This is a genomic window from Blastocatellia bacterium, assembly GCA_035573895.1.
Lineage (GTDB): Bacteria > Acidobacteriota > Blastocatellia > HR10 > HR10 > DATLZR01.
Map to the genome: position 1 here is coordinate 1 of DATLZR010000065.1, position 22,847 is coordinate 22,847.

At 60.2% G+C, this 22,847-nt stretch carries 14 protein-coding genes and 1 pseudogene; 10 read left to right on the plus strand and 5 right to left on the minus strand.

Going from position 1 to position 22,847, the window contains the following annotated elements; all coding sequences use genetic code 11:
* Nucleotides 1–260: 260 nt before the first annotated feature.
* A complete protein-coding gene (locus tag VNM72_06725) occupies nucleotides 261–1,496 on the minus strand; it encodes an acetyl-CoA C-acetyltransferase (GenBank protein ID HXF05094.1) in 1,236 nt (411 codons plus the stop codon).
* Nucleotides 1,497–1,662: 166 nt separating this feature from the next.
* Between VNM72_06725 and VNM72_06730 the strand changes: the two genes are divergently transcribed.
* Nucleotides 1,663–2,841 (plus strand): threonine synthase, encoded by a 1,179-nt coding sequence (locus tag VNM72_06730; GenBank protein HXF05095.1) that lies wholly within the window; start codon nucleotides 1,663–1,665, stop codon nucleotides 2,839–2,841.
* An 82-nt stretch (nucleotides 2,842–2,923) separates the two neighbouring features.
* On the opposite strand, the gene speY is transcribed toward VNM72_06730, so the two are convergent.
* The gene (gene speY / locus VNM72_06735; protein ID HXF05096.1) at nucleotides 2,924–4,042 is read right to left on the minus strand and encodes a deoxyhypusine synthase; all 1,119 of its coding nucleotides are present in this window, start codon (nucleotides 4,040–4,042) and stop codon (nucleotides 2,924–2,926) included.
* Nucleotides 4,043–4,296: 254 nt separating this feature from the next.
* Between speY and VNM72_06740 the strand changes: the two genes are divergently transcribed.
* From VNM72_06740 to VNM72_06780, 9 genes and pseudogenes are all read left to right on the plus strand, one after another.
* A complete protein-coding gene (locus tag VNM72_06740) occupies nucleotides 4,297–5,355 on the plus strand; it encodes an ABC transporter ATP-binding protein (protein HXF05097.1) in 1,059 nt (352 codons plus the stop codon).
* A complete protein-coding gene (locus tag VNM72_06745) occupies nucleotides 5,352–6,326 on the plus strand; it encodes a dipeptide ABC transporter ATP-binding protein (protein ID HXF05098.1) in 975 nt (324 codons plus the stop codon). The genes VNM72_06740 and VNM72_06745 overlap by 4 nt, the downstream gene beginning before the upstream one ends.
* A 44-nt stretch (nucleotides 6,327–6,370) precedes the next feature.
* Nucleotides 6,371–7,186 carry a Yip1 family protein gene (locus tag VNM72_06750; GenBank protein HXF05099.1) on the plus strand — a complete coding sequence of 272 codons (816 nt, stop codon included), beginning with the start codon at nucleotides 6,371–6,373 and terminating at the stop codon, nucleotides 7,184–7,186.
* Nucleotides 7,187–7,516: 330 nt separating this feature from the next.
* Nucleotides 7,517–8,548 (plus strand): LLM class F420-dependent oxidoreductase, encoded by a 1,032-nt coding sequence (locus VNM72_06755; protein HXF05100.1) that lies wholly within the window; start codon nucleotides 7,517–7,519, stop codon nucleotides 8,546–8,548.
* Between the two features lie 151 nt (nucleotides 8,549–8,699).
* Nucleotides 8,700–9,461: a hypothetical protein gene (locus tag VNM72_06760; GenBank protein HXF05101.1), complete on the plus strand. Its 762-nt coding sequence runs from the start codon at nucleotides 8,700–8,702 to the stop codon at nucleotides 9,459–9,461.
* 115 nt (nucleotides 9,462–9,576) lie between these two features.
* Nucleotides 9,577–9,813: pseudogene (locus VNM72_06765) on the plus strand (heavy-metal-associated domain-containing protein).
* Nucleotides 9,814–10,554: 741 nt separating this feature from the next.
* Nucleotides 10,555–13,323 (plus strand): chromosome segregation protein SMC, encoded by a 2,769-nt coding sequence (locus tag VNM72_06770; GenBank protein HXF05102.1) that lies wholly within the window; start codon nucleotides 10,555–10,557, stop codon nucleotides 13,321–13,323.
* On the plus strand, nucleotides 13,320–14,486 hold the full coding sequence (locus tag VNM72_06775; GenBank protein ID HXF05103.1) for an RNA-binding domain-containing protein: 1,167 nt from the start codon (nucleotides 13,320–13,322) through the stop codon (nucleotides 14,484–14,486). Before VNM72_06770 ends, VNM72_06775 begins: the two co-directional genes overlap by 4 nt.
* A gap of 377 nt (nucleotides 14,487–14,863) precedes the next feature.
* Entirely contained in the window at nucleotides 14,864–17,296 is a 2,433-nt protein-coding gene (locus tag VNM72_06780; protein ID HXF05104.1) for a S9 family peptidase, read from the plus strand.
* A 144-nt stretch (nucleotides 17,297–17,440) separates the two neighbouring features.
* On the opposite strand, the gene VNM72_06785 is transcribed toward VNM72_06780, so the two are convergent.
* The 3 genes from VNM72_06785 to VNM72_06795 form a co-directional block, all read right to left on the minus strand.
* Nucleotides 17,441–19,561 carry a S8 family serine peptidase gene (locus VNM72_06785; protein HXF05105.1) on the minus strand — a complete coding sequence of 707 codons (2,121 nt, stop codon included), beginning with the start codon at nucleotides 19,559–19,561 and terminating at the stop codon, nucleotides 17,441–17,443.
* A 299-nt stretch (nucleotides 19,562–19,860) separates the two neighbouring features.
* A complete protein-coding gene (locus VNM72_06790) occupies nucleotides 19,861–21,645 on the minus strand; it encodes a TolC family protein (protein ID HXF05106.1) in 1,785 nt (594 codons plus the stop codon).
* Nucleotides 21,646–21,854: 209 nt separating this feature from the next.
* On the minus strand, nucleotides 21,855–22,847 hold a 993-nt coding region (locus tag VNM72_06795; protein HXF05107.1), incomplete at its 5' end, for a glutamate-1-semialdehyde 2,1-aminomutase.

Genomic DNA, 22,847 nt, shown 5'->3' on the forward strand with positions numbered 1-22,847 from the left:
CAATGAGGAATCGAGCATGGCGATGACGACCATGCCCAGGGGTCCGAGTTCGAGGAGGAAGTTCTTGACCGTCTCGACGATCTCTCCAACCATCATCACTCCCTGACAGATGCTTCTGCACTACCTTTTCCCTGCCCCAAAGGACGAGAGGACGCGAAAGGGGCATTGTAGCGGCCCACAGAGGAGCTGTCAAAAGTGGGGATCTCGATCGTTTTTCGCATCGGAGGGAGGTTCGAGCGAGCCGATGGCAGCGCCCCGTCTCAGACGCGCTCGATGATGGTAGCGATCCCCTGTCCTCCTCCGATGCAGAGGGTGATGAGGGCCGTCGCCAAACCCTGCCGCTCCAGCTCATCGAGAGCCGTGCCGAGCAGTATCGCTCCCGTTGCTCCCAGCGGATGGCCGAGGGCAATGGCACCACCGTTGACGTTGACCCGGGACGGATCCAGATCGAGCCGACGCATGACCTGAAGCGGTACGGCGGCGAACGCTTCGTTGATCTCCCACAGATCAATATCGCGGGTCGTCATACGAGCTTTGGCCAGGGCTCTTTGCGACGCCGGCGTGGGAGCAGTGAGCATAATGACCGGTTCATCTCCATAGGTGGCCATCGCTCGAATGCGCGCGCGCGGCCGCAGGCCATGTGATTTCACATACTCTTCCGACGCCAGCAGCACGGCGGCCGCTCCGTCCACAATGCCGCTCGAATTTCCCGCCGTGTGGACATGATGAATCTGCTTCACCTGCGGATACCGTGCCATCGCTATTTGATCGAAGGTCTCTCCGTTGGGGCCGACGGGCGTCCGTCCCAGCTCCTCGAATGAAGGCGCCAAACTCGCCAGAGCCTCCATCGTCGTATCCGGACGCGGATGCTCGTCCACCTCGAGCACGAGGGTTCCGGTCTCAGGGTCTCTCACGGGAACGAGGCTCTTTGCGAATCGGCCGTCGCGCAAGGCGACCGCCGCTCGCTGTTGCGACTGGAGGGCGTACCGATCAACATCCTCGCGGGTGAATCCTTCGAGCGTGGCGATGAGATCGGCGCTGATGCCTTGAGGCACCTGGAAATAGCGTTGCCGCAGCCGGAGATTATGGCCGTCCAGACCCCCGCCGTCCGATCCGATCGGATTGCGCGACATGCTCTCGACGCCGCCGGCGACGACAAGGTCCTGCGCTCCCGACATAATCCCCATCGCGGCGAAGTTGACCGCTTGCAATCCCGATCCGCAGAAGCGATTCAGCGTCACGGCAGTCACCTCCAGCGGCCAGCCGGCCGCCAGCACAGCGTTCCGAGCGATATTGGCTCCTTGTTCGCCAGCCTGCGACACACAGCCGATGATGACATCGTCCACATCTTTTTTCTCGATGCCGGTTCGCTCGGCCAGGTGAGTGATCACCTGAGCCAGCAGTTCCTGGGGATGAATTCCGCTGAGTGCTCCTTTCCCCGGCTTGCCGCGACCGCGCGGCGTCCGAACAGCGTCAATGATGTACGCGGTTCCCATGAGCGTCTCCTCGTACGAGTGATCATTTCCCGTCTCGTGTGACGAACTTAAGTACCACAGATGGTCGCGCGTCCACAAGGCGAGGGAACGAGCGATGAGACGAAACGGACCGACCGCCGGTGTGCGACCTTTCCCGAACGCCTGTGATTTGCTACTCTGAGGGCCTATGAACGTCACACATCTGAGATGCTCCCGATGCTCCAGAACCTATCCGCCGGGCAACGTCTACACCCTGTGCGAGTGCGGCAAACCGTTGCTGGTCATCTACGATTTAGATCGTGCCGCGAAGACGTTGACCCGCGCGGCACTTGCTCGACGGCCGGCGACCCTCTGGCGGTATCGTGAGGTTCTGCCCGTCGAGCGCGAAGAGTTCATCGTGTCGCTCGGCGAAGGGTTCACGCCGCTTGTGCCGTGTCATCGGCTGGGAGAGCGATTGAGCATGCCTCATCTGTTCGTCAAGGACGAATCGTTCAATCCCACGGGCAGTTTCAAAGCCCGAGGAATGGCGGTGGCCGTCTCGATGGCCAAGCAATTGGGCCTCCGGCATCTGGCCGTGCCGAGCGCGGGAAACGCCGCCGGAGCCCTGGCGGCTTACGCGGCGCGCGCCGGAATGCGCGCGACCGTCTTCATGCCGTGCGATGCGCCGTCGGCCAATCGGATCGAAACGGCAGTTCACGGGGCCGACGTCGTGCTCGTGGACGGCCTCATTACGGATTGCGCCCGACGCCTCCAGCGAGAGAAGGAGGAGAAAGGCTACTTCGACGTCTCCACCTTGCGCGAACCGTATCGCGTCGAGGGGAAGAAAACGATGGGTTATGAGCTGGCCGAACAGATGGGGTGGGAGTTGCCCGATGTGATCCTCTATCCTACCGGCGGCGGCACCGGTCTCATCGGCATGTGGAAGGCATTTGACGAGATGGAGGCGATGGGACTCATCTCTTCGCATCGTCCGCGCTTCTACTCGGTTCAGGCGGCGGGATGCGCTCCCATTGTGCGCGCTTTCCAGGAAGGAAAAACCGAAGCCGGGGAAGTCCCGCACGCCCGGACGGTGGCTTCCGGGTTGCGCGTTCCTCGCGCCATCGGTGATTTCCTCATGCTCGATATTCTTCGCCGGAGCGGAGGCGGAGCCGTTGCCGTGGAGGATGGAGAAATTCTGGCCGCCGTCCGTGAACTGGCGGCCGTCGAAGGCATCTTCGCCTGCCCTGAAGGAGCCGCCTGTCTCCCGGCTCTCCGCCGCCTGCTTGAGGAGGGAGAAATTGACCGCCGCGAGCGCGTCGTCCTCTTCAATACCGGCACGGGATTGAAATACCTCGATGTGGTGAGCGCCAGCCCGCCGATGTCCTGAAGCCCTGAACGATGAGCTGAGGTCGGCCTCTCAGCCGCGCATCGTGTGCGCTCGGAGAGGCGGCGTTGTGCCCCCCGAGAAATCATTCGTAAATTCCGGCGGGACGGGCGATCTCGTACTCGCGCTTGAGCTGCTCGAGCAAAGCCTCCCGCTGGTCGTAGAGGCGCTTATGGCGTCGCGGCGGATGCTTGGCGAGAGCATATGCCGTAATGAGCGGCAGCGCCACCGTGACATCGAGATAACAGGTCACCGCGTTGGGCAATCCCTCGGGATCAATCTTGCGCCAGCTCACGGCTTCGCTCGGAGTTGCGCCTGACAGTCCTCCGGTATCGGGTCGGGCATCAGTGATCTGAAGGAAGTAGTCGTGCCCTTTCTCCTGAATGCCGAGAACCTCCTGCAATTGCGGCTCGGTTTGCAGCAGAAAATTCTTGGGCGATCCTCCGCCGAGGATGAAGACGGCGCTCTTGCCGTCGGGGACGAGCCGCTTGGCTCCCAGAACAATGGCAGCCGTTTCGTTGACATCTCGTGAGACATCGAACTTGAGACCATTCCCGATCAGCGCCTTGGCCGCGACGTTCATCCCGATGGAGCTATCGCCCGGCGAGGACGTGTAAATCGGCACACCGTATTGATAGGCCGCCGACAACAGGGATCTCGTCCCCCGCTTCAAAACGTTCTCGCGCTCGTGAATGTACTTGCCGACGAGATAATGAAACTCGGCCGTGCCCATCTCCCGTTGAAACTCCGGCAGGGAGATGATCTGATAGAAGAACCTGTCGGTGGAGAGCAGGACCTCATAGTCGAAGAAGACATCGTAGATGCGCACAACACCCTGCCGATGGAGTTCGACATCATCGGCATAGGGCGTCCCCTGGTGCATGGTGAAGCCGATGCCATAGTGCGTGTCGTGATAGAGATTGGCGCCGGTGGAGACGATCCAATCCACGAAGCCATGTTCGATCAACGGAATGAGGGCGGAAATCCCCAGCCCCGCCGGCGTCAGCGCTCCCGTGAGGCTCATCCCGATGGTGACATTCTCCTCCAGCATCTTCTCGGTGAAAAGCAGGCAGGCTTCGCGCAGCCGACCGGCATTGTAGGCGAGAAAATTTTCCTCGATCAGTTCCACCACCGTGGTCGAACCGGTGATCGGTTTCGGGTCAATCGGCCGTCCCTTCAACAAGGGTTTCCTCGGCTTTGCCATCCATCACCTCCTTCCCGGCGATTGCTGCCGGCTGATGCACACGCCGTGTCCTGTCGTTATTGTGACAGTGCTTTTACACCATTTCCTCGAATTGTTCAAGAAAAAATTTTCCGCCCGCGGAGTGCTCCGCAGCAGACTCGACGCAACGGGAGGCATCGGACATCGGCCGCCAGAGAAAAAGTGGATCAGACGCCTCTCCGACCGAGCGTGAGACCTTTGAGCAGCAGTGAAGATTCGCTAGAATTGGGCGCGGCATGAGTGAACGAATGATGGCCACGCTGCTGGAGGTCCGCGATCTGAGAACCTACTTCTTCACCCGCCGCGGTACGGTGAAGGCCGTCAACGGCGTGAGCTTTCATCTGGCGCGGGGACAAACCCTGGGGGTGGTGGGAGAGTCGGGCTGCGGGAAATCGGTGACGGCGCTCTCGATTCTGCGCCTGGTGCCTCCGCCGGGACGCATCGTCGGCGGGAAGATTCTTCTCGATGGAGTGGACCTGCTCGGCCTGGCGCCGGATCAGATGCGGCGGATTCGCGGTCGGCGCATCGCCATGATCTTTCAAGATCCGATGACGTCGCTCAATCCCGTCCTCACCGTCGGGTATCAGATCGCCGAGGCCGTTCTCGCGCACGAGAACGTCTCCAAGCGCGAGGCCTGGAATCGAGCGGTTGAGATGATGCGGGCCGTGGCCATTCCCGATGCGGAACGACGCGCCCGGAGCTATCCTCACGAACTGTCGGGAGGACTGCGGCAACGGGCCATGATCGCCATGGCGCTCGTATGCCGTCCCGACGTGCTCATCGCCGACGAGCCCACGACCGCCCTGGATGTCACCATTCAAGCGGAAATCCTCGATCTGCTGGCCCGGTTGCGCGAGGAGTTCCGGCTCTCGGTCCTGCTCATCACGCACGATCTCGGCGTCGTCGCTCACACGGCCGATCACGTCGCCGTCATGTATGCCGGCCAGATCGTGGAGACGGCGCCGGTGCGGGAACTGTTCAAAAATCCTCAACACCCCTACACGCGCGGGTTGCTGCGCTGCTTGCCTCGGCTGGGCGACGACGGACACCGCCCCCGGCGCCTCGACGCCATCGAAGGAACGGTGCCGGATTTGCTCTCGCTGCCTCCCGGCTGTCCCTTTGCCGATCGCTGCCCGGAGGTCATCGCCGAGTGCCGACGCGGCTCCATCGGCCTGACGGAGGTCGCAAACAATCACCGGGTTCGTTGCGTGCAACGAGGATCGCCCATCAGCGACGATGAGCTCCCACCCGCAATCCCCGTGGAGCCCTCTCGCCCCGGCAGACTCTCGGTATGAGTCAGAATCACGCTCTCGTGGTGGTCGAAAATTTGAAAAAGTACTTCCCTCTTGGCCGGGGATTCTTTCGCCGGGAGCGGGGATTCGTGCGCGCCGTTGATGGTGTGAGCTTCTCGATCCGGCAGGGCGAAACCTTCGGATTGGTGGGCGAATCCGGCTGCGGCAAAACGACAACAGGACGGTGCGTGCTCCGGCTGATCGAACCGACCGCAGGACGGATCGAGTTCGCCGGCGTTGATCTCCTCGCGCTCGGTCGGAACGAATTGCGAGCCATGCGCCGGAACATGCAGATCATCTTTCAGGACCCCTACTCCTCGCTCAATCCGCGCATGACGGTGGGCCAGATCCTTGAGGAACCCCTGATCATTCACCGCCTGGGCAGCAAAAGCGAACGGCGGGAGCGCGTGCGTCAGTTGTTGCACGATGTCGGATTGAGTGTCGAGGCGATGGATCAGTATCCTCACGAATTCTCCGGCGGACAACGTCAGCGCATCGGTATTGCCCGCGCGCTCGCTCTGCATCCCCGGTTCATCGTGGCCGACGAACCGGTTTCGGCGCTCGATGTCTCGGTGCAAGCGCAGATCATCAACCTGTTACAGGAGCTGCAACAGCGGTACGGACTGACCTATCTCTTCATCTCGCATGGGCTGGCCGTCATTCGCCATCTCTCGACGCGGGTGGGGGTGATGTACCTGGGCAAGCTCGTCGAGGTCGCTCCGGTGGAGGAGATTTATCGTCATCCGCTGCATCCTTACACGCAGGCGTTGCTGTCGGCGGTTCCGGAGCCCGATCCCGACCGACGGCCCGAGCGAATCGTGCTCCGGGGCGAATTGCCGTCGGCGGCGGCTCCTCCCGCCGGCTGCCGGTTTCACACGCGCTGCCCTTACGTCATGCCCGAATGCCGCGAGCACGAACCCCCGCTCCGGGAAGTCGCCGCCGGCCATCAGGTCGCCTGCTTTCTGATCAAATAAGGGATCAGTCGGATCTGTCTGACTTTTCACAGGAGGAAACGTCCATGACCGAACCAACAGGACCTGAAACGATCCATGACCTCCCCCCGGCGGAGGAGCGCCCTCCCGCCGGGCCTTTTCAACGACTCATCGGTGTGATTTTCTCTCCCGGTGAGACCTTCGCCGACATTAACCGGAAACCCACCTGGGCTTTCGCTCTGCTGGTGGCGATTGTGGCCTCGATGGGGTCGGCCTTTCTCATTCGCGCGCGCATCCCCGATCTGGAACAGCGGATGGAACAGATCATGCGGGAGCAGATCGAACGGCGACTGGAACAGCAGGGAGCCCCTACAGGTCCAGCCGCCGAACGCCAGATCGAACAAGCCATGTCCCTGAGCCGAACTCTCTTCAAGTTCAGCCCTCTCTTTTCCATCGCCACGGTGCCGATTGCCGCATTGCTTGTCGCCGGCGTGTTCTTCCTCGTTCTCCTCATGGTTCAAGCGGACACCACATTCCGAAAGACGTTTTCCATCACCTCGTGGTCGCTCATGGCGACGACGCTCGTCAGTAATGTGGCCACAGCCATCGTCCTGTTTCTGCGCGATCCGGCCTCGATTGACATCACGAGTCCTCAGGGAGTCCTGATGACGAACCTCGGCGCTATGCTCGGGCTGTCGTCGAAAACGACCAACCCGGTCGTCTACGCCACGGCGACCTCCGTGGATATTTTCACCATCTGGTTCCTGATTCTCATGGCGCTGGGGATCGAGGCCATCTCCCGAAAGATGTCGCGGATGAAAGCGGGCGTCATCGCCGGCGTTCTCTGGTGTGTGTGGGTGGGGATCAAAGTCCTCTGGGCGGCGCTCAACCCGGCTGCCTGATCGAGGGAAAGAGCGTACTCGTGCGGCGCGGATGCGCGTGTGAAAGAGGACCTGCTTCCGTCGCTTCGATGAGCGGACGCTCTGCCAGGGTGAGACGTTGGGATCGCCATTGGCAGGACGCACGCTCGCCTTACCGCACGAGCCCCGGCCACTTCAGTCACGCCGTGAACAACCTTTCGGTATGGATATCTGTTGCGAGTTGAGAATTGCCATGAACGAGGAATACCGTTGTTTCCTGTCGGTGGGTAGTGTGTCGCAGGCTGGAAGGGGGGAGGACGAATCAGCGGGAATCCGTGCAATCGGTGACTCCTTTTGGAGGGGGTGAAGGCTATGCGATTGGGATTGAACTGCGGCTACTGGGGAGCGGGTCCGGCGGATAATGTGGCGCTGGTACAAGAAGCCGAACGACTCGGTTACCATTCGGTGTGGACGGCCGAAGCCTGGGGATCGGATGCGGTGACGCCGCTCACCTGGCTGGCGGCTCTGACCGAGCGCATCGCCGTGGGAACAGCAGTGATGCAAATCCCGGCGCGCACGCCGGCGATGACGGCGATGACGGCAGCCACACTCGATCTGCTCACTGGCGGGCGCGTTCTTCTGGGTCTGGGGGTCTCCGGCCCTCAGGTCGTCGAAGGATGGCACGGCGTGCCCTACGGCAAACCGCTGCAACGCACCCGCGAATACGTGGAGATCATTCGCCTCATTCTTCGACGCGAACGGCCACTGGAATTTCACGGCGAGTATTACGACATCCCGGTGCGCGGCGGGACGGGACTCGGCAAACCGCTCAAGTTGATCATCCACCCACTGCGCCCGGTCCTCCCGATCTATCTGGCTGCGCTCGGTCCGAAAAACGTCGCTCTGGCAGCCGAGATCGCCGATGGCTGGTTACCAATTTTTTTCTCGCCCTATCGAATGGATGTCTTCCGTCCCTCGCTCGAAGAGGGATTTGCTCGCCGAACCGCTCCCACGCCCGCCGAGCAGTTCGACATCGCGCCCACCGTGTCGGTTGTCGTCGGTGAGGATGTGGAGGCCTGCCGCGCACAGCTTAAGCCTCATCTGGCGCTCTATATCGGAGGGATGGGAGCACGTCGCCGTAATTTCTACAACGATCTGGTCTGTCGCTACGGTTACGAGGAGGCGGCACGAACGATTCAGGACCTCTACCTGGCGGGCAAGAAAAAAGAAGCGGCGCTCGCGGTGCCGGATGCGCTGGTGGACGAAGTCGCTCTCTGCGGCCCGCCCGAACGAATCGCCGACCGACTGGCGGCCTGGCGGGATGCCGGCGTCACGACCTTGATTATTGCCACCGACAATCTGCAGACGGTCCGCCTGATGGCCGATCTCGTCGCTCGCCTCTAAGCTCGGCGGCGAAAGAGTGTGGGGTTCGAGAGTGAGCGCTCTCCCGCCCCTCGGCGAGAAATGATCGCCGGCGCGCCCGGCTCCTGACCGAAGGCGTCGGAAAGCAGTCGCTCCACGCCCGCTTTTGTGCTACGGTTGAGAAGGAATCGTCATGAAGCCGTGGAGAGCGATCCTTCTGAGCGTCGGTCTGCTTCTGACCGGGACGCCGGCGCACGGGCAAAAAGAGCCGTCACCTCCGGCGGGGGCGGCGGCTCGCGCACGCGCCATTCTGGCCGATGCTCTGAAAGCAGCCGGCGGACGCGAGCGTCTCGATCAGATTCGCACCCTGGCCATCACTGGTGAAACCATCATCACCAGCCCTCTCGGTCCGGTGCGAAGCCAGCGGCGGATTCTTCTCGTCCTCCCCGACCGATTGCGCGTGGAAGTGAACCTGCCCGGACTCACGTTGATTCAAGGGTTCGATGGAAAGACCGGATGGATCAGCGGGCCGATGGGAGTTCAGGAGCTGCCTCCCGCCGCCTTCAAAGAGGTGCGTTCCACCCTCAAGCGCCTGACCTTCGTTTTCTATCGAACCTGCGAAGGTGAAGGGGTGACGCTCTCCTATAAGGGCACCACCGAGTGGGAGGGAAAATCGGTTGATGTCGTTCACTACGCCGATGCCGAGGACACGTTCACACTCTTCTTCGATTCAGCATCACACCGGCTCGTCCGACTCGCCTATCAGGGAAGGGATCCGTTCTCCGGCGCGAGCATCGAAGCCGAGGACCTTTACTTCGATTATCGGGAGGTCTCCGGTGTGGTGTATCCCTTCCGTACCGTCACTCGACACGCGGGGAAGACCTTCAGCGAGTTCCGCGTGAGCGAGCTGGCGCTCAATCACTCGGTTGATGACGCTGTGTTTAAGAAACCGTGAGCACCGATCGGTCGGAACCGACGATCGGTCAGACCGGACTCCGCAGGAGGACAGGGTGATCAAAGTAAGCGTATCGGAGCCGCGACTTCTGTGCTCGCTCTGAGCCGCCAATGTCCGGCGGGTCTTGGAAAGACTCGATGGAGTTACTTCGGTGGTCGTGGATCTGAAGAGAAAGGAGATTCTCGTCGAGTACGATGAAGCCCGTCTGACCCTCGATGACATTCGGCGAGCAGTCGAGCGGGCGGATGTGCGTAGATCGCTCGGTCACCGCCTGCGCGAGCTGTTCCGTCGAACGCCTCAAAAGGTACCTGAGCGCCGCTGTTCGTCACCGACCACGTCAGAGCGTGTCTGAAAAGATGGAGCCACAGCTCTCAGGGGCAGCCTGCGAGAGCCCGGCGCTGCGCACCGGGAGACCTTAAGGCGGTAGTGACATCAAGTGGTACAGCTCGTTAGAGGCTGTAGGTGTGACGAACCGCCGGGTCACCATCTCGTGGAATAGATCCGCCCTGGAAAAGACGGGGTCTTGCGCACATTGTGGGCCCGCTTTTGCGGAACCGTGTTATTCCAATGCTCCAGATGAGCCAGTCGGCCCGATTTTTTGTCCACCCGCTGGTGACAATCCGCCGGGAAGACGGACGTGGAGACGCCAAAGACACGCTGGATGGATTGAAAGCTTGTCCCTTGCTGATTGGCATGGAGAATTTGCTCGTTTTGGGCTTCTGTGTAGCGGACTTTGGGGTTCAGGACCAGAAAGGCGCCCCAGTCCTTGCGCGATATTGCTGGCTTTCGCCCCAATTATGGCCGTTTTCGACAATCCTGCTACTGCATCGCCGGGCAGGTGTAAGTCCGAATTCCCTGAATCATCGCACTCCTCCTGTCCCTATTAGGATGCTTCCATGATGCATCACCTGCAGGGTCCGCACTGCCAACTGCTGAGGTGCTGCGCCCGTGCTTCCCTCACAGCCGAGAAGAGCACCGTGAGCTGTGCCTGCTCTCAGGCATCTTATGTTGGCTTATATGGCCCAACCTCGCAGGTTGCGGGGTTAATAAAGTTCATGGTAACCTGCGCAGGAGTACAAGTGAGGTATCCGGTATGCCGTCTGAAACTGGGAATGTTCTACCCGAATGGCTGAAAAAGGAATACCGCGGGGCTCAATGGATACGGGTGGATTTGCACCTGCACTCGCCCGGCGTGAATTCCTTCAAATTTCCTGCGGGATTGAGTGCCCGCCACAAAGAACAGGTTGTTCAGGCATACGTCGCGCAACTCAAAGCGCAGGGGATTAAAATTGCCGCCATCACCGATTACCAGCAGATTCGCACCGAATGGTTTCAACTCATTCGGGAGAAAGCGCTGGCAAAAGGGATTTATATATATCCCGGCGTGGAGCTTTCTTTCGGCGGCGATGTGGCCGGCAAATACGGCCTTCACGTGCTGGCGATTTTCCCTTTCGATATGGACGCTGAGACGATCAACCGCACCATAGATAAAATGTTGGACGATGTGGATGAGCCTCTGGTGAATTCCGATGGCACACATCGGGATTTGAGACCAAGGACGAACCTGACAGAAAGTCTCGCGCGGCTGCGCCGTGAGACGGATTGTCTTTTCATTTTCCCCCATCCGAACGACTCCAAGGGATTGTTGAAGAGTTTCCAACCCGACAGGGCGGCGGAGATTCTGGCGGCCATTTGTCCCGAAGCCATTGAGGAATTGACTGACGGGGATCGCGATCGGCTGCGGAGTACGGGCAGGATTGACACGAACCGGATTGACCGGATAGCCACCGTGCTCAACAGCGACAACCACAGTATTGACGAAATTGGAACCAAGCGACTTTCCGATGACTCTCCCCGCGCCACATACCTGAAACTCAGTGTTCTGGACGACCTGGGCGCGATCCGGCTGGCGTTGCGCGATCACCAGATTCTGGCGCACGTTGGCGAAAAGCCGGAGCCAGCGCATACACGTATAGAGGCGGTGGAAATTGACGGCACAGGTTTTCTGGGGAGCCTGTGCCTGGCGCTCAGTTCCGAACTGAACGTTCTCATTGGTGGGCGTGGTGTGGGCAAGTCAGCGCTGTTGGAGGTCATCCGCTATGGGCTGGATTTGCGCCTGTATGCGCCCACGGAGTATCGGGAAGGGCTGCCACGCTATGCTTTGGGCAGCGGCGGCAAGGTCACGCTGGTGATGAGGCAGGTAGTGGGTCCGGGCGTTGAGAGAAGATTCCGTTTGGAACGAGTGTTGGGCGAAGAGACGCGGGTGTATGAGCTGGATGGAGAGGGCGAACACCCCGTCCCCCTCACCGCGCGCGACATCATTGGGGAGCAGGACGTGCCGCTGTTCTTTGGGCAGCGGGAGATTTATGAAATAACGCAATCGGCCTCCTTACGGCGGCAGTTACTGGACGAACTGATCGGAGGAACCGCTCATCGGCAGACTCAGAAGATCCGCCAGTTGCAGGAGAAACTGCGCCACAATGCACGCCGGCTGCTGGAAGTTCAGGTGCAGCGGGCGCGTCGGGCTGAAGTCGAGCAACGTCTGAGGGAAATTGAGCACGAAATCCGTCTCTTTGAGAGACATGGCATTGCCGACAAACTTCAGGAGGAGACGGCGCTGGCCCGGGATGAGGAGCGGCTGGGGCGGCTGGAGGGAATCTGCCGGAAACTGGTGGAGGAATGGCGGGAGATGCAGAGCCGCTGGAAGGATCGTCTGCAGCATACGCTGGAAGGTCTAGCCCAGGCAGAAAGCCAACAAAAGCGCCTGCTTCAGGAAGATGCCACCCGTATCGTCCAGGATTTACAGGCTGGCTTCGCAGAACTGTTCCATCGCGGCGATCAGGAATTGCAGAAGGCAGAATCAGGGATCGCCACCATCCGTCAGCGCTGGGATGAGGGAAGACAGGCACTGGGTGAAGAACTACGACGCATCCGCCAGGAACTCGGTGCCCGGGCGCTGGACCCGGATCGGCTGATCCACCTCACGCGCGAGCAGGCCAGACTGGCTCAGGAACTTCAGGTGCTCCAGCAGGTAGAAATGGAGACACAGAGCCTGGAAACGGAGCGTCGTCAACTTCTGCAACAATTGCGCGAAGCCCGCCGCGAGGCGTTTAAGTTGCGCACGGATCAGGGGGATGCTATCACCCAGCACATCGGGACGCGGGTGAGGGTAGAGGTCATCCATCGGGGTCAGCGAAAAGAGTATGCCGACCGCCTCGTCGAGTTTTTCAGCGGCTCCAAGATACCGAGACGGGATCTGGAGGCTGTCGCCAACGATGAGAATCTTGCAGACGGTCTGGCACTGGTAGAGGTAGCGCGCAAGGGAAAAGAAGAGCTGACCCGGAAGACAGCCCTGAGCGATGCACAGGCCCAGCGACTCCTGGATTTCCTCAACGAGAAAGAGGGACGATGGTATGAACTGGAACTGCTGGCACCCGAAGATGAGGTCCGCGTATCCCTTAAGATCAACGGGCGCTGGATCAAGTTAGAAGATCTCTCGCCCGGTCAGCGCGCGACCGCCATGCTTCTTATCCTGCTGACCCGGACGCGGCGTCCGCTGCTGATTGATCAACCCGAAGATGACCTGGACAATCGTTTTGTCTATGAGGACATTGTGAAATTGCTGCGCGCTCATAAAGGCGAATTTCAGCTCATTGTTGCCACCCACAACGCTAACATCCCGGTGCTGGCGCATGCGGAACTCATCGTGGCGCTGGAGGCGGAAAGCGACCGCGCCCATATCGCAGTCCAGGGCGGGATGGACCATCGCCGTATACAGGAAGAAGTGCGCCGTGTGATGGAAGGTGGAGAGGAGGCGTTCCGTCGCCGGGCCGAAAAGTACGGTCTGGAGGTTTTGCCATGACCTTGCTGGAGTTGATGGAGCGGATTCGTCGAGGCGAAGACCTGCATACTGAGTTCAAAGCAACGGATGCCCATACGGATGACATAGCGGCTGCGATGGTCGCTTTTGCCAATACCGACGGCGGGCAACTCATCTTCGGCGTCTCCGATGAGGGACAAATCGTGGGGGTGAAAGATCCTGACCGCCTGATGCAGCGCATGGATCAAATTGCCTATCAAAACTGCGAGCCCCCTCTAACCGTGTTGCTGGAAACAGTTTCGACACCAGAGGGTACGGTGGTCGTCGTTCACATCCCCAAAGGGGACCTGCGTCCGTATCGCACCGGCAGAGGGGATTACTTCATCCGGACGACAACGGGACGACGCAGAGCCTCCCGGCAGGAACTCCTGCGTCTCTTTCAAGCCGTGGAGAGCCTTTTCTACGAGGAGACCCTGATCCTCCGGGCCGGGCTGGAAGATATAGACATCGCTGCGTTTGAGCAATTTTGTGCCCGAGCTCTGGGGGGAATCGGAGCTGAACCGGATGCCCTGCTGGTCAACTGGCATCTGGTCAGGGAACGAGAAGGCCGAAAGCATCCAACGGTGGCCGCTCTTCTTCTCTTTGGCCGGGAACCCCAAAACTACCTTCCCTACGCCTATATCACAGCGGCGCGCATCCCGGGCCAGGAGCTTTCCGGCGAGCCATCCGATAGAAAGCGCATCGAAGGAACCCTTTTCCAGATGCTGGAGGATACCGCCCGTTTTCTGAACCTCCACCTCCGCACGGTCCACCGGATTCAGAGCTTTGAGCCCGAAGCCCATCCGGAACTGCCGGAGAAGGCCCTTCGAGAAGTGGTAGTCAATGCCCTGGTTCACCGCGACTATACCATTCATGCTCCCATCCGCATCTTCATTCTGGACGATCGGGTGGAGGTGCGAAGCCCTGGCCTGCTTCCGAATACCGTCACCGTGGAAATGATCCGGGACGGGCTGGCCCATGTGCTCAGGAACCCTCTCCTGTACTCTTTCTTTGTCCGGGCGGGATTTGTCACAGATACTGGAAATGGTTTTCGACGCGCGATGTTGCTGGTAAAAGAGGCCACCGGTCGGGAACTGGAGATTCGGGAGGAGGGCAATGAAGTCGTGGTGGTAATTCCGCGAATCGAGACGCTAAAGACACGTTGAATTGGCTCAAAGGATTTCCCTTTTCTCAGAGATTGGAGGATTTGTTCTTTTGAGGCTCCTGTGGGGCGGAGTTTGGGATTGAAGACAAGAAAGGCCGCTCTTGCCACGATACGGCTGGCTTTCGCCCCGATTATGGCCGTTTTCGACAATCCTGCTACTGCATCGCCGGGCAGGTGTAAGTCCGGATTTTCTGAATCATCGCTCTGCTCTGTCCCTGCAGGATGCTTCCATGATAACTTCCAAGGTCCGCACTACTCTTAAGGCCGGGGCCGTTGTTATTGCGGTGCTGCCTCGGGCTTTTACATCTTGCCCCGTGAGGGGGTTTTCGGACATCCTTTCAAAACCGAGATGACTTTCTGTCACAAGGAGCGTGCCCGATGGGAAAACGAACGATCTTTCTGCTGGTAGCTCTCGCCCTCCCCGGCAGTCTGTTTTCTCAATCATCGGCCACGAAGCGGCTGACCATGCGGGATATGCTTTCGTTCAAGACGATCAGTACGCCGGTTCTCTCTCCCGACAGTCGCCGGGTGGCCTTCACCCTGTCGGAGGCTGATTTCAAAGAGAGCCTCTATCGAACCGACATCTGGGTCGTGGATGTCGAGGCGCGAAAACCTCACCCCTTCACCCGAAGCAAAGAGAACGAGTCCATGCCACGATGGTCGCCCGACGGGAACTGGCTCGCGTTTCTCTCCAACCGTCCGCCCGTCACGGCACCGGCCGAGAAGAAGGAGGAAGGACCGAAGAATCAAATCTGGCTCATTCCGACGGCTGGAGGAGAAGCCTTCCAACTGACCGAGGCCGAGGAAGGGGTGATCTCCTTCGAGTGGTTGCCCGACGGACAAACGATTCTTTATCTCACCCGCGAAGCCCTGCCCAAACCCGAAAAAGAGCGCAAACAACGAGACCGACAGCAGAAGTTCGATCCCATCGTCGAGGACAGGGAGAAGTATCGTCGGGAGTTCTGGACCATTGATATTGCCACGAAGAAAGCCAGGCGCGTCTTCCTCGGCGACTATGGCATCGGCGCGTTTGACGTTTCTCCCGATGGCAAGCGCGTCGTCTACATGACCAACTACACCGGGAAAGAGGACGATGGCGACAAGTTCGACCTCTGGGTCCTCTCACTGGACGATGGGACAGCTCGCCAGATCACGCGACGAACCGGAGGGGAGCGGTCTCCCCGGTGGTCGCCGGACGGCACGGCTATCGCGTTTCTCGCTCCGCAGATTCCGGACATCTCGTATTCTCAAACCGATCTCTTTGTGGTCTCGCCCGACGGCGGCGAGCCGCAGCTCGTAACGAAGGAGTTCGACCGGAGCGTGGAATCCTTCCGCTGGTTTCCCGACAGTCGAGCGCTCTGCGCTGTAGCCGCCTGGGGCGTATACTCACCGCTTGTGCGGCTGCCCCGCGCGGGAGGCGCGCCGGAACCAATCACTCGAACGGAGATCGTGGTTTCGGCCTTCGATCTGTCGAAGGATGGGAATCGTCTCGTTCTTCTGGCCGAGGATGCGCAGTCGCTGCCCGATCTCTGGCTCCTCGGGCAGGGAGAAAACGGATTCGTCCGCCTCACTGACATGAATCCGCAGGTGAAAGAATTCGAGATCGCTCGACAGGAGGTGATCCGCTGGAAGAGTCGTGATGGGCGAGAGATCGAAGGCGTGCTCACTCTGCCGGTGGGATACCGGCCGGGCACGCGGTATCCGTTACTCGTGGCCGTGCACGGCGGACCGCACGGGCGCACGCTGCATACCTTCCGCCAGTATTACAACTTCCAGGTGTGGGCGGCCAACGGATATGCCGTCTTCTCGCCCAATTTTCGCGGCAGTAGCGGCTATGATGCAACGTTCGACATCGCCAATCGCGGCGATCTCGGCGGCCGGGATTTCGAGGACATCATGACGGGCGTTGACTTCCTCATCGCCCGTGGCCTAGCCGACGGAGACCGCCTTGGAATTTTCGGCGGGAGCTATGGCGGATATATGACCAACTGGGCCATCACTCAAACCGACCGCTTCAAAGCGGCCATCTCCATGTACGGCATTTTCAACCTCATCACCGACTTCAGCAATTCTTACCTCCCCAGTTGGGAGCCCAACTATCTGGGCGGCTACTACTGGGACATGCTCGATGTCTATATCCGCCGCTCTCCGTTCGCCTACGTGAAAAACATCAAAACGCCCGTGCTCATCCTTCACGGCGAGGCCGACCCCAACACCTTCATCTCCAATTCCAAGGAGATGTACACCGCGCTGAAGACGCTCGGCAAAACGGTGGAGTTCGTGCGCTATCCCCGCGAAGGGCACGGCTTCCGCGAGCCCAACCATCGGATTGACGAGATGGAGCGGGCGCTCGAGTGGTTCAATCGCTATCTGAAGGGAGAAACGCCCGAAACGCGAAAAGAATTTCGGATCGGGGAGAAGGTTCCTGCCGGAGCCTGGGAATTTGAAGTCGTGTCGGTCAATTCCGAGGCCACCTATCCGGGACTGACCGCGGACAGGCGGTTCATCGAGGTCTCTCTCCTGTTCAAGAGCACAGGGCGCGAAAGCCCGTCGCTCGAACTTCGACTGGACGCGCAGGATGTCGTCCTTCTCGATGATCGTGGCAACGCCGTCGCTCCCCTGGGTGTCCCCGTGGAAACGCGCGGCGTTCGAGGACTCGTTCGCGGTGCGACGCGCTTTACGGCCGCCGTCGTCGCGGGAGAGCCGACCACCTACGTTCCGCTCGTTCTCACGTTCGATCTCCCTCGAGATCGGCAGGCCGTTGCGCTGCGGGTGAAAAACTTCCCTCTCGTCCGGCTTCTCGCGCAGTGATCGCGCCTGTCGGCGAGAGAGGGACAGTGGCGTAAACCTGTCCGGTCTCTAACCGAACGCCGGGGACAATGTCCTGCACTGCCTGATGAGACGCTGCTGGAAAAGTGAGAGAGCCACCCGTTCAGCGTCGGTCAAAGTCCTGCGCTACCGGGTGAGGACGACTTCGTTGGAATCGTAGGTCATTCCGTCGTCACTCGTTCCCCGGACAAGCACGCGGTAGCGCGACAGACCTGAATTGGGAGATTTCAAGGTCAGGACGACGCGGTGGGTGTAAAAGAGGAATCCGCCGGCAATGATGGATGTTGTGAGATCGTTTCCCCCCTGATCGGCGATCACCTGAAGCTGCACGCCTCCTTTATACGACTTGTGCTTCCTCACCAGCAGGTAGAAGCTCGCTTTCCCGTTGACGAACCTCACCGGACTGGGGAAAGCGGAGATGGAGACTTTGGGCGGGGCCGTGACGGTGATCTTCTGCGTGGCGGAGGTTGTGGCTCCCCGTCCATCGTCGGCAGTGACCGTGACGGTCACGGTCACCGGAGGAGCGTCCGGCGTCGGGTTCACGTTCGTGGTATCGAGGTAGACCGACGTACCGGAGCCGAGGATACTTCCCGCGGTCGTCCTCCAGGTGTAGGCGATGTCATCCCCGTCCGGGTCGCTGCCGGTCGCTGTAAGCGTGACGAGCCCACCGTCTCGAATTGTCGCGGGAGAAGCCTCCGCCGTGACCTGAGGCGGTTGATTGGGCGGGCGAACGGTGATGCTGCGACTGGCAGAAGCTGAATTCCCCTGGCCATCATCAACCGTTACGGTGACGACGACGGTGACGGGAGCGGCTCCGGGCGTGGGATTGACTCCCGTTGTATCCAGAGTGGCCGAAGCGATCTGCGATGTGAGCGTGCCAGCCGTGGTCGCCCAACTGAAGTTGAGGGGATCGTTGTCGGGATCACTGGCCGTGGCCGTCAGCGTGACCGGTGTACCGTTGTCCACCTGCAACGCGCTGGCCGTGAGCGTGACCGTCGGCGGGCAGTTTCGCTCGCAAGGCGGACCCGCCGTGGCCATGATCTGGCGAACCGTCGCTGCCGCATCAACGATGCCGCCCGTGCTGACCATGTCCTTCAAGCCGGGTGTGACGGTGACGTTGTCCCGAATGGCCTGTTCGAGCTGATCGGTGGAAAGAGAAGGTTTGACCGAGAGGGCCAGAGCTGCCAGCCCGGCAACATGCGGCGTCGCCATGGAAGTGCCGCTGAAACTGGCATATCCGCCTCCGGGCACCGTGCTCAGGATGCTGCGCCCCGGCGCCGCCACATCCACCCAACTGCCGAAGTTGGAGAAGGAGGCCAGGTTCCCTCCCTGCTCGATGGCAGCGACCGAAAGCGCCAGATCCGACGCGCCGGGATAGGTCTTGGCGCTCGTGCCGTTGTTGCCCGCAGCGGCGACAAACAGGATCTCCTGCGCCCGCAGTCTCTGAATGGCATCATCAAGGGCGCGGGAAGGAGTATCCGCTCCCCAACTGGCATTGACCACGCGAATGTTCACACCCCGCTGCCTCATCAGGAGGATGTATTCAATGGCCCGAATCGCATCCGAGAGGTATCCCGATCCATCCTTATCGAGGAACTTCAGTGCCATGAGCTTCACCTGCCAGTTGACCCCCACGACGCCCATCTCGTTATTTCCCACGGCTCCGATAATGCCGGCCACATGGGTTCCGTGCTTGTTGTCGTCCAGAGGCGGAGCCGACGGGTTCAGCGGATTCCATCCGTAGACATCGTCCACGTAGCCGTTGCCGTCATCGTCTTTGCCGTTGTCGGGAATCTCCTGCTCGTTCACCCAGATATTCTTCCGAAGATCGGGATGGGTGTAGTCAATGCCCGTGTCAATCACGGCCACGACGACGGCATCGCTGCCTCCGGTGAAACTCCAGGCATCGGGTGCATTGATCGTCTCCAATCCCCACAGGTTGGTGAAATAGGGATCGCTCGGCACTGTTCTCTCCACCGTATAGAGGAGATCGGGTTCGGCATACTCGACGCTGTCGTCGTATTGAAGCAGGGTCAATCGCTGAATCACATCGCTCCCTTCGGGAATCGCCATGGCGTGAGGCAGCAGGTCGCCCCGATGCTTGACGATCACGCGGCCGGGATGGTAGCGGGAATGAATGAACCGCTCAACATCGAATCGCCATCGCGGCGTTTGCGCCAGAAATGGCGGATGCAGTCCCAGCCAGACGATCACGATGAGAAGTCCTCTCGAAATGTGTTGTCTCATTGTCTCCCTCGCTCTCACATCTTGATTCCAGGGGCTGAGACGTAACAGAAGCATCTTTCTGTTGGCCAGAATTTTTCTCCCGGGGATGGAGGCCCGGTAAACGGCCTGCGGGCGCAGGCCAGCAAGAGGCTGGCCGGGACTGAAGCGAACCCGGCGCTCGAGCGGACAGAAAAATCCAGCCCGTCACCGGCGCGGGCGCCGGCTAGTACAGTGTTGGGCGATCCCCCGGAGGGATTCGGACCCCCGCATTTCAATGTGACAATGCGCGAGGACACCCCCGATGTCCGCTGACGCTCCGTCTAGCGGGAGGGTTTGGCCTCGGCGGGAAGAGACGAGATCTGGATGTTGTGCGTCGTGAGCGTCGTCGCCATCACCCGCTGAAGTTCGGCAATGGCTTTGTTGTAGTTGACGAGGGCTTGCAACTCCGCTCCCCGCGCCAGGGAGAGCTGGTTCTGGTATTGCAGGACGAGATAATTGGTCGTGATGCCCGCTTCAAATCGCAGTTGCTCGCCCTCCAGTTGCTTCTCTCGCGCCAGGCGAGCAGCCCGCGCCGCCTCGATGCTCTGGCGGGCCGCGAGGACATTTTGCACGGCGTTGCGCACCTCAATGGCGATTTGCTGAACCAATTGTTGCTCCTGGAAATCGAGAATGCGCGCACGGGCCCTGGCCTGACCGAGATTGGCCTCTGCCGTCTGGTTGCGCAAGGGAAAACTGAAGCTCACGCCGACGGCCACATTGCGATAGCGCTGGCGAAAGGCATTCCCCAGGGCCGTCGCCGGACCTCCGAGAAACTCCGCCGGCACCGCCCCTCCCCCAAACGGAAAGCGAGGATCAGGAGGAACTTCAAGACCGGCAATTCCAAACGAGGCATAACGGGCCACCAGATTCACCTGAGGCCGCGTCTGGTTGGCAAAGTACTTGATGTTCACCTCGTTCTGCTCTTTTTGTAGCCGAATCTGCTCCAGTTCAGGGCGATTCTGAAGCGCCAGACGCAACGCGCTCTCCTCGTCAATGGCGGGCGGCAGGAATTCGATGTTTTCCGTCGGCACGATATTGGCCCGCCAGAGATCATCGTTGAGATTTGAAAGGATGAGGCCCTTGAGCGCATTCTCGGCAGTGGTCACCTGCGCAATCGCCAGAATGAGATCTTGCTGGCGTCGCTCGATCTCAGCCGTTGATTGATGCAGTTCCAGCGGAGCGAGCGTTCCGGCCTCGACCTGCTGGAGATTGTTCTGATGCTGCACCCGGGCCAGCTCGACCGCCTCCTGCATGATCTCCACATTGCGAATGGCGAAGACGAGATCGAAATAAGCCTTTTGCACCTGAGTGATGATTTCGATGACCCGCTGACGAAACTGACTGTCGGAGAGATCGAGGGCTTTCTTGGCGATTCGGATTTGTTGCTCGGTCGGATGCAGGCGGAAATTTCTCAAAAGCGGTTGCGTCACCTCAATGGCCAACGTCGTGGCGTATTGAGGATTGAGCGTGGCGAAAACGGAATTCGTCGTCACCCGTTGATTCGAGAGCGCGAGTTGCCAGTTTCCGCCCGTCGGCAGTGTCTGACCGAGGCCGACGTTATAACTGAACGTTCGATTGATCTGCGCATTGGAATCGCGTCCGGCCTGAAGCCGCGAGGCGACAGGCAGCGACCGCGACTCGAAGCCCAATCCGGGACCGCTCGATGCGACCAGAGAAGAAATCGGTCCCCCCGCCGCTGTCGCCGGCGCGGGATTGCCGACGAACAGAACCGGATCATAAGTGCCTTTGAGCGCCTTGATCGCCAGCTCATTGATGCGAACGGTGTGACGCTGAACCTGAATCTCGTTGTTGTTCTCCAGCGCCTTGAGAATGGCATCGTGCAGCGAGAGATACCAGAGATTCTTTTCGTCTACCCCAACCCGCTTGACCATGAGCGGCTTCACCTGCCCGAAGGAAATTTTCTCCTTCGCCTGGGCGGACTCGGATTGCCGGGTTGACGAAACGGATGTCTTCGCCTCTTGCGCCAGGGCCAACGGAAGCACTCCCCGGACGCAAGGGATCGCGAGAAAGAAGGCAATCCAGCGAAAAAGCATTCGTTGACTCATTGCCCATCTCCTCCGAAAATACCCGGGGGCGCCGGGCTTCCCGCCTGCTTGTTTTGCCTTCGACGAAGAAGCCCGCTTGCACGTGCGCTCCCCGTTTTTCATCGTTCGTGACGTGCATGAGCACGTGGACGATTCCTCTGAATAAGGTAGCGCCAGCTTTCTCCCCTGCTTCCACGAAAGCTCGCACGACCAGAGCCCAACCGAGCCGATCACACCAGCGCAGGAAATGCTTCGCGTGCAGCTTCGATGGTCCGGGCGATCAGCTCGTCATCGTGAGCTGCACTGACGAAAGCCGTTTCAAATTGCGACGGAGGGAAGTAAACGCCCCGATCAAGAAGCGCCCGGAAAAACCGGCTGAATCGCGCGCGATCGGACTGCGATGCCGAAGTCCAATCGGTAACCTCTCCCGGGGTGAAAAAGACCGTGATCATCGAACCGATGTGGTTGATGCGAACCTCAACGCCATGGTCGCGAGCGGCTTCGGCGATTCCTCTCGCCAGCGAGGCCGTCATCCGTTCGAGTTTCGGATAAAGCGCGTCCTTGTCGCGCTTGAGAATCCGCAAGGTGGTCAGTCCCGCCGTCATCGCCAGCGGATTTCCCGACAGCGTTCCGGCCTGATAGATGGGACCGACGGGAGCTAACTGGTTCATGATTTCCTCCCGACCACCGAATGCACCGACGGGCAGGCCTCCGCCAATAATCTTTCCGAGGCACGTCAGATCGGGCCTCACCTGATAGAGACCCTGAGCCCCATGATAGCCGACGCGAAAACCGGTGATCACTTCATCGAAGATCAGCAGCGCGCCCCACCGTTCGGTGAGCCCGCGCAGCGTGTGTAGAAATCCCGGCTGCGGAGGCACACAGCCCATGTTGCCGGCGATCGGCTCGACGATCACAGCAGCAATCTCGCGTCCATGCGCCTCAAAAGCTTCCGTGACGGCGCGGACGTCATTGAACGGCACGGTGATCGTCTGGGCCGCCAGCTCCGGCAGCACTCCGGGACTGTCCGGCAAGCCCAGTGTCGCCACGCCCGACCCGGCTTTCACCAGCAGAGAATCGCTGTGCCCGTGATAGCAGCCCTCGAACTTCACCAGTTTGGATCTGCCGGTAACTCCACGCGCCAGGCGGATGGCGCTCATGGTGGCCTCGGTTCCGGAGCTGGTCATCCGGACCTTTTCCATCGAGGGAAGCGCCGCCTGAAT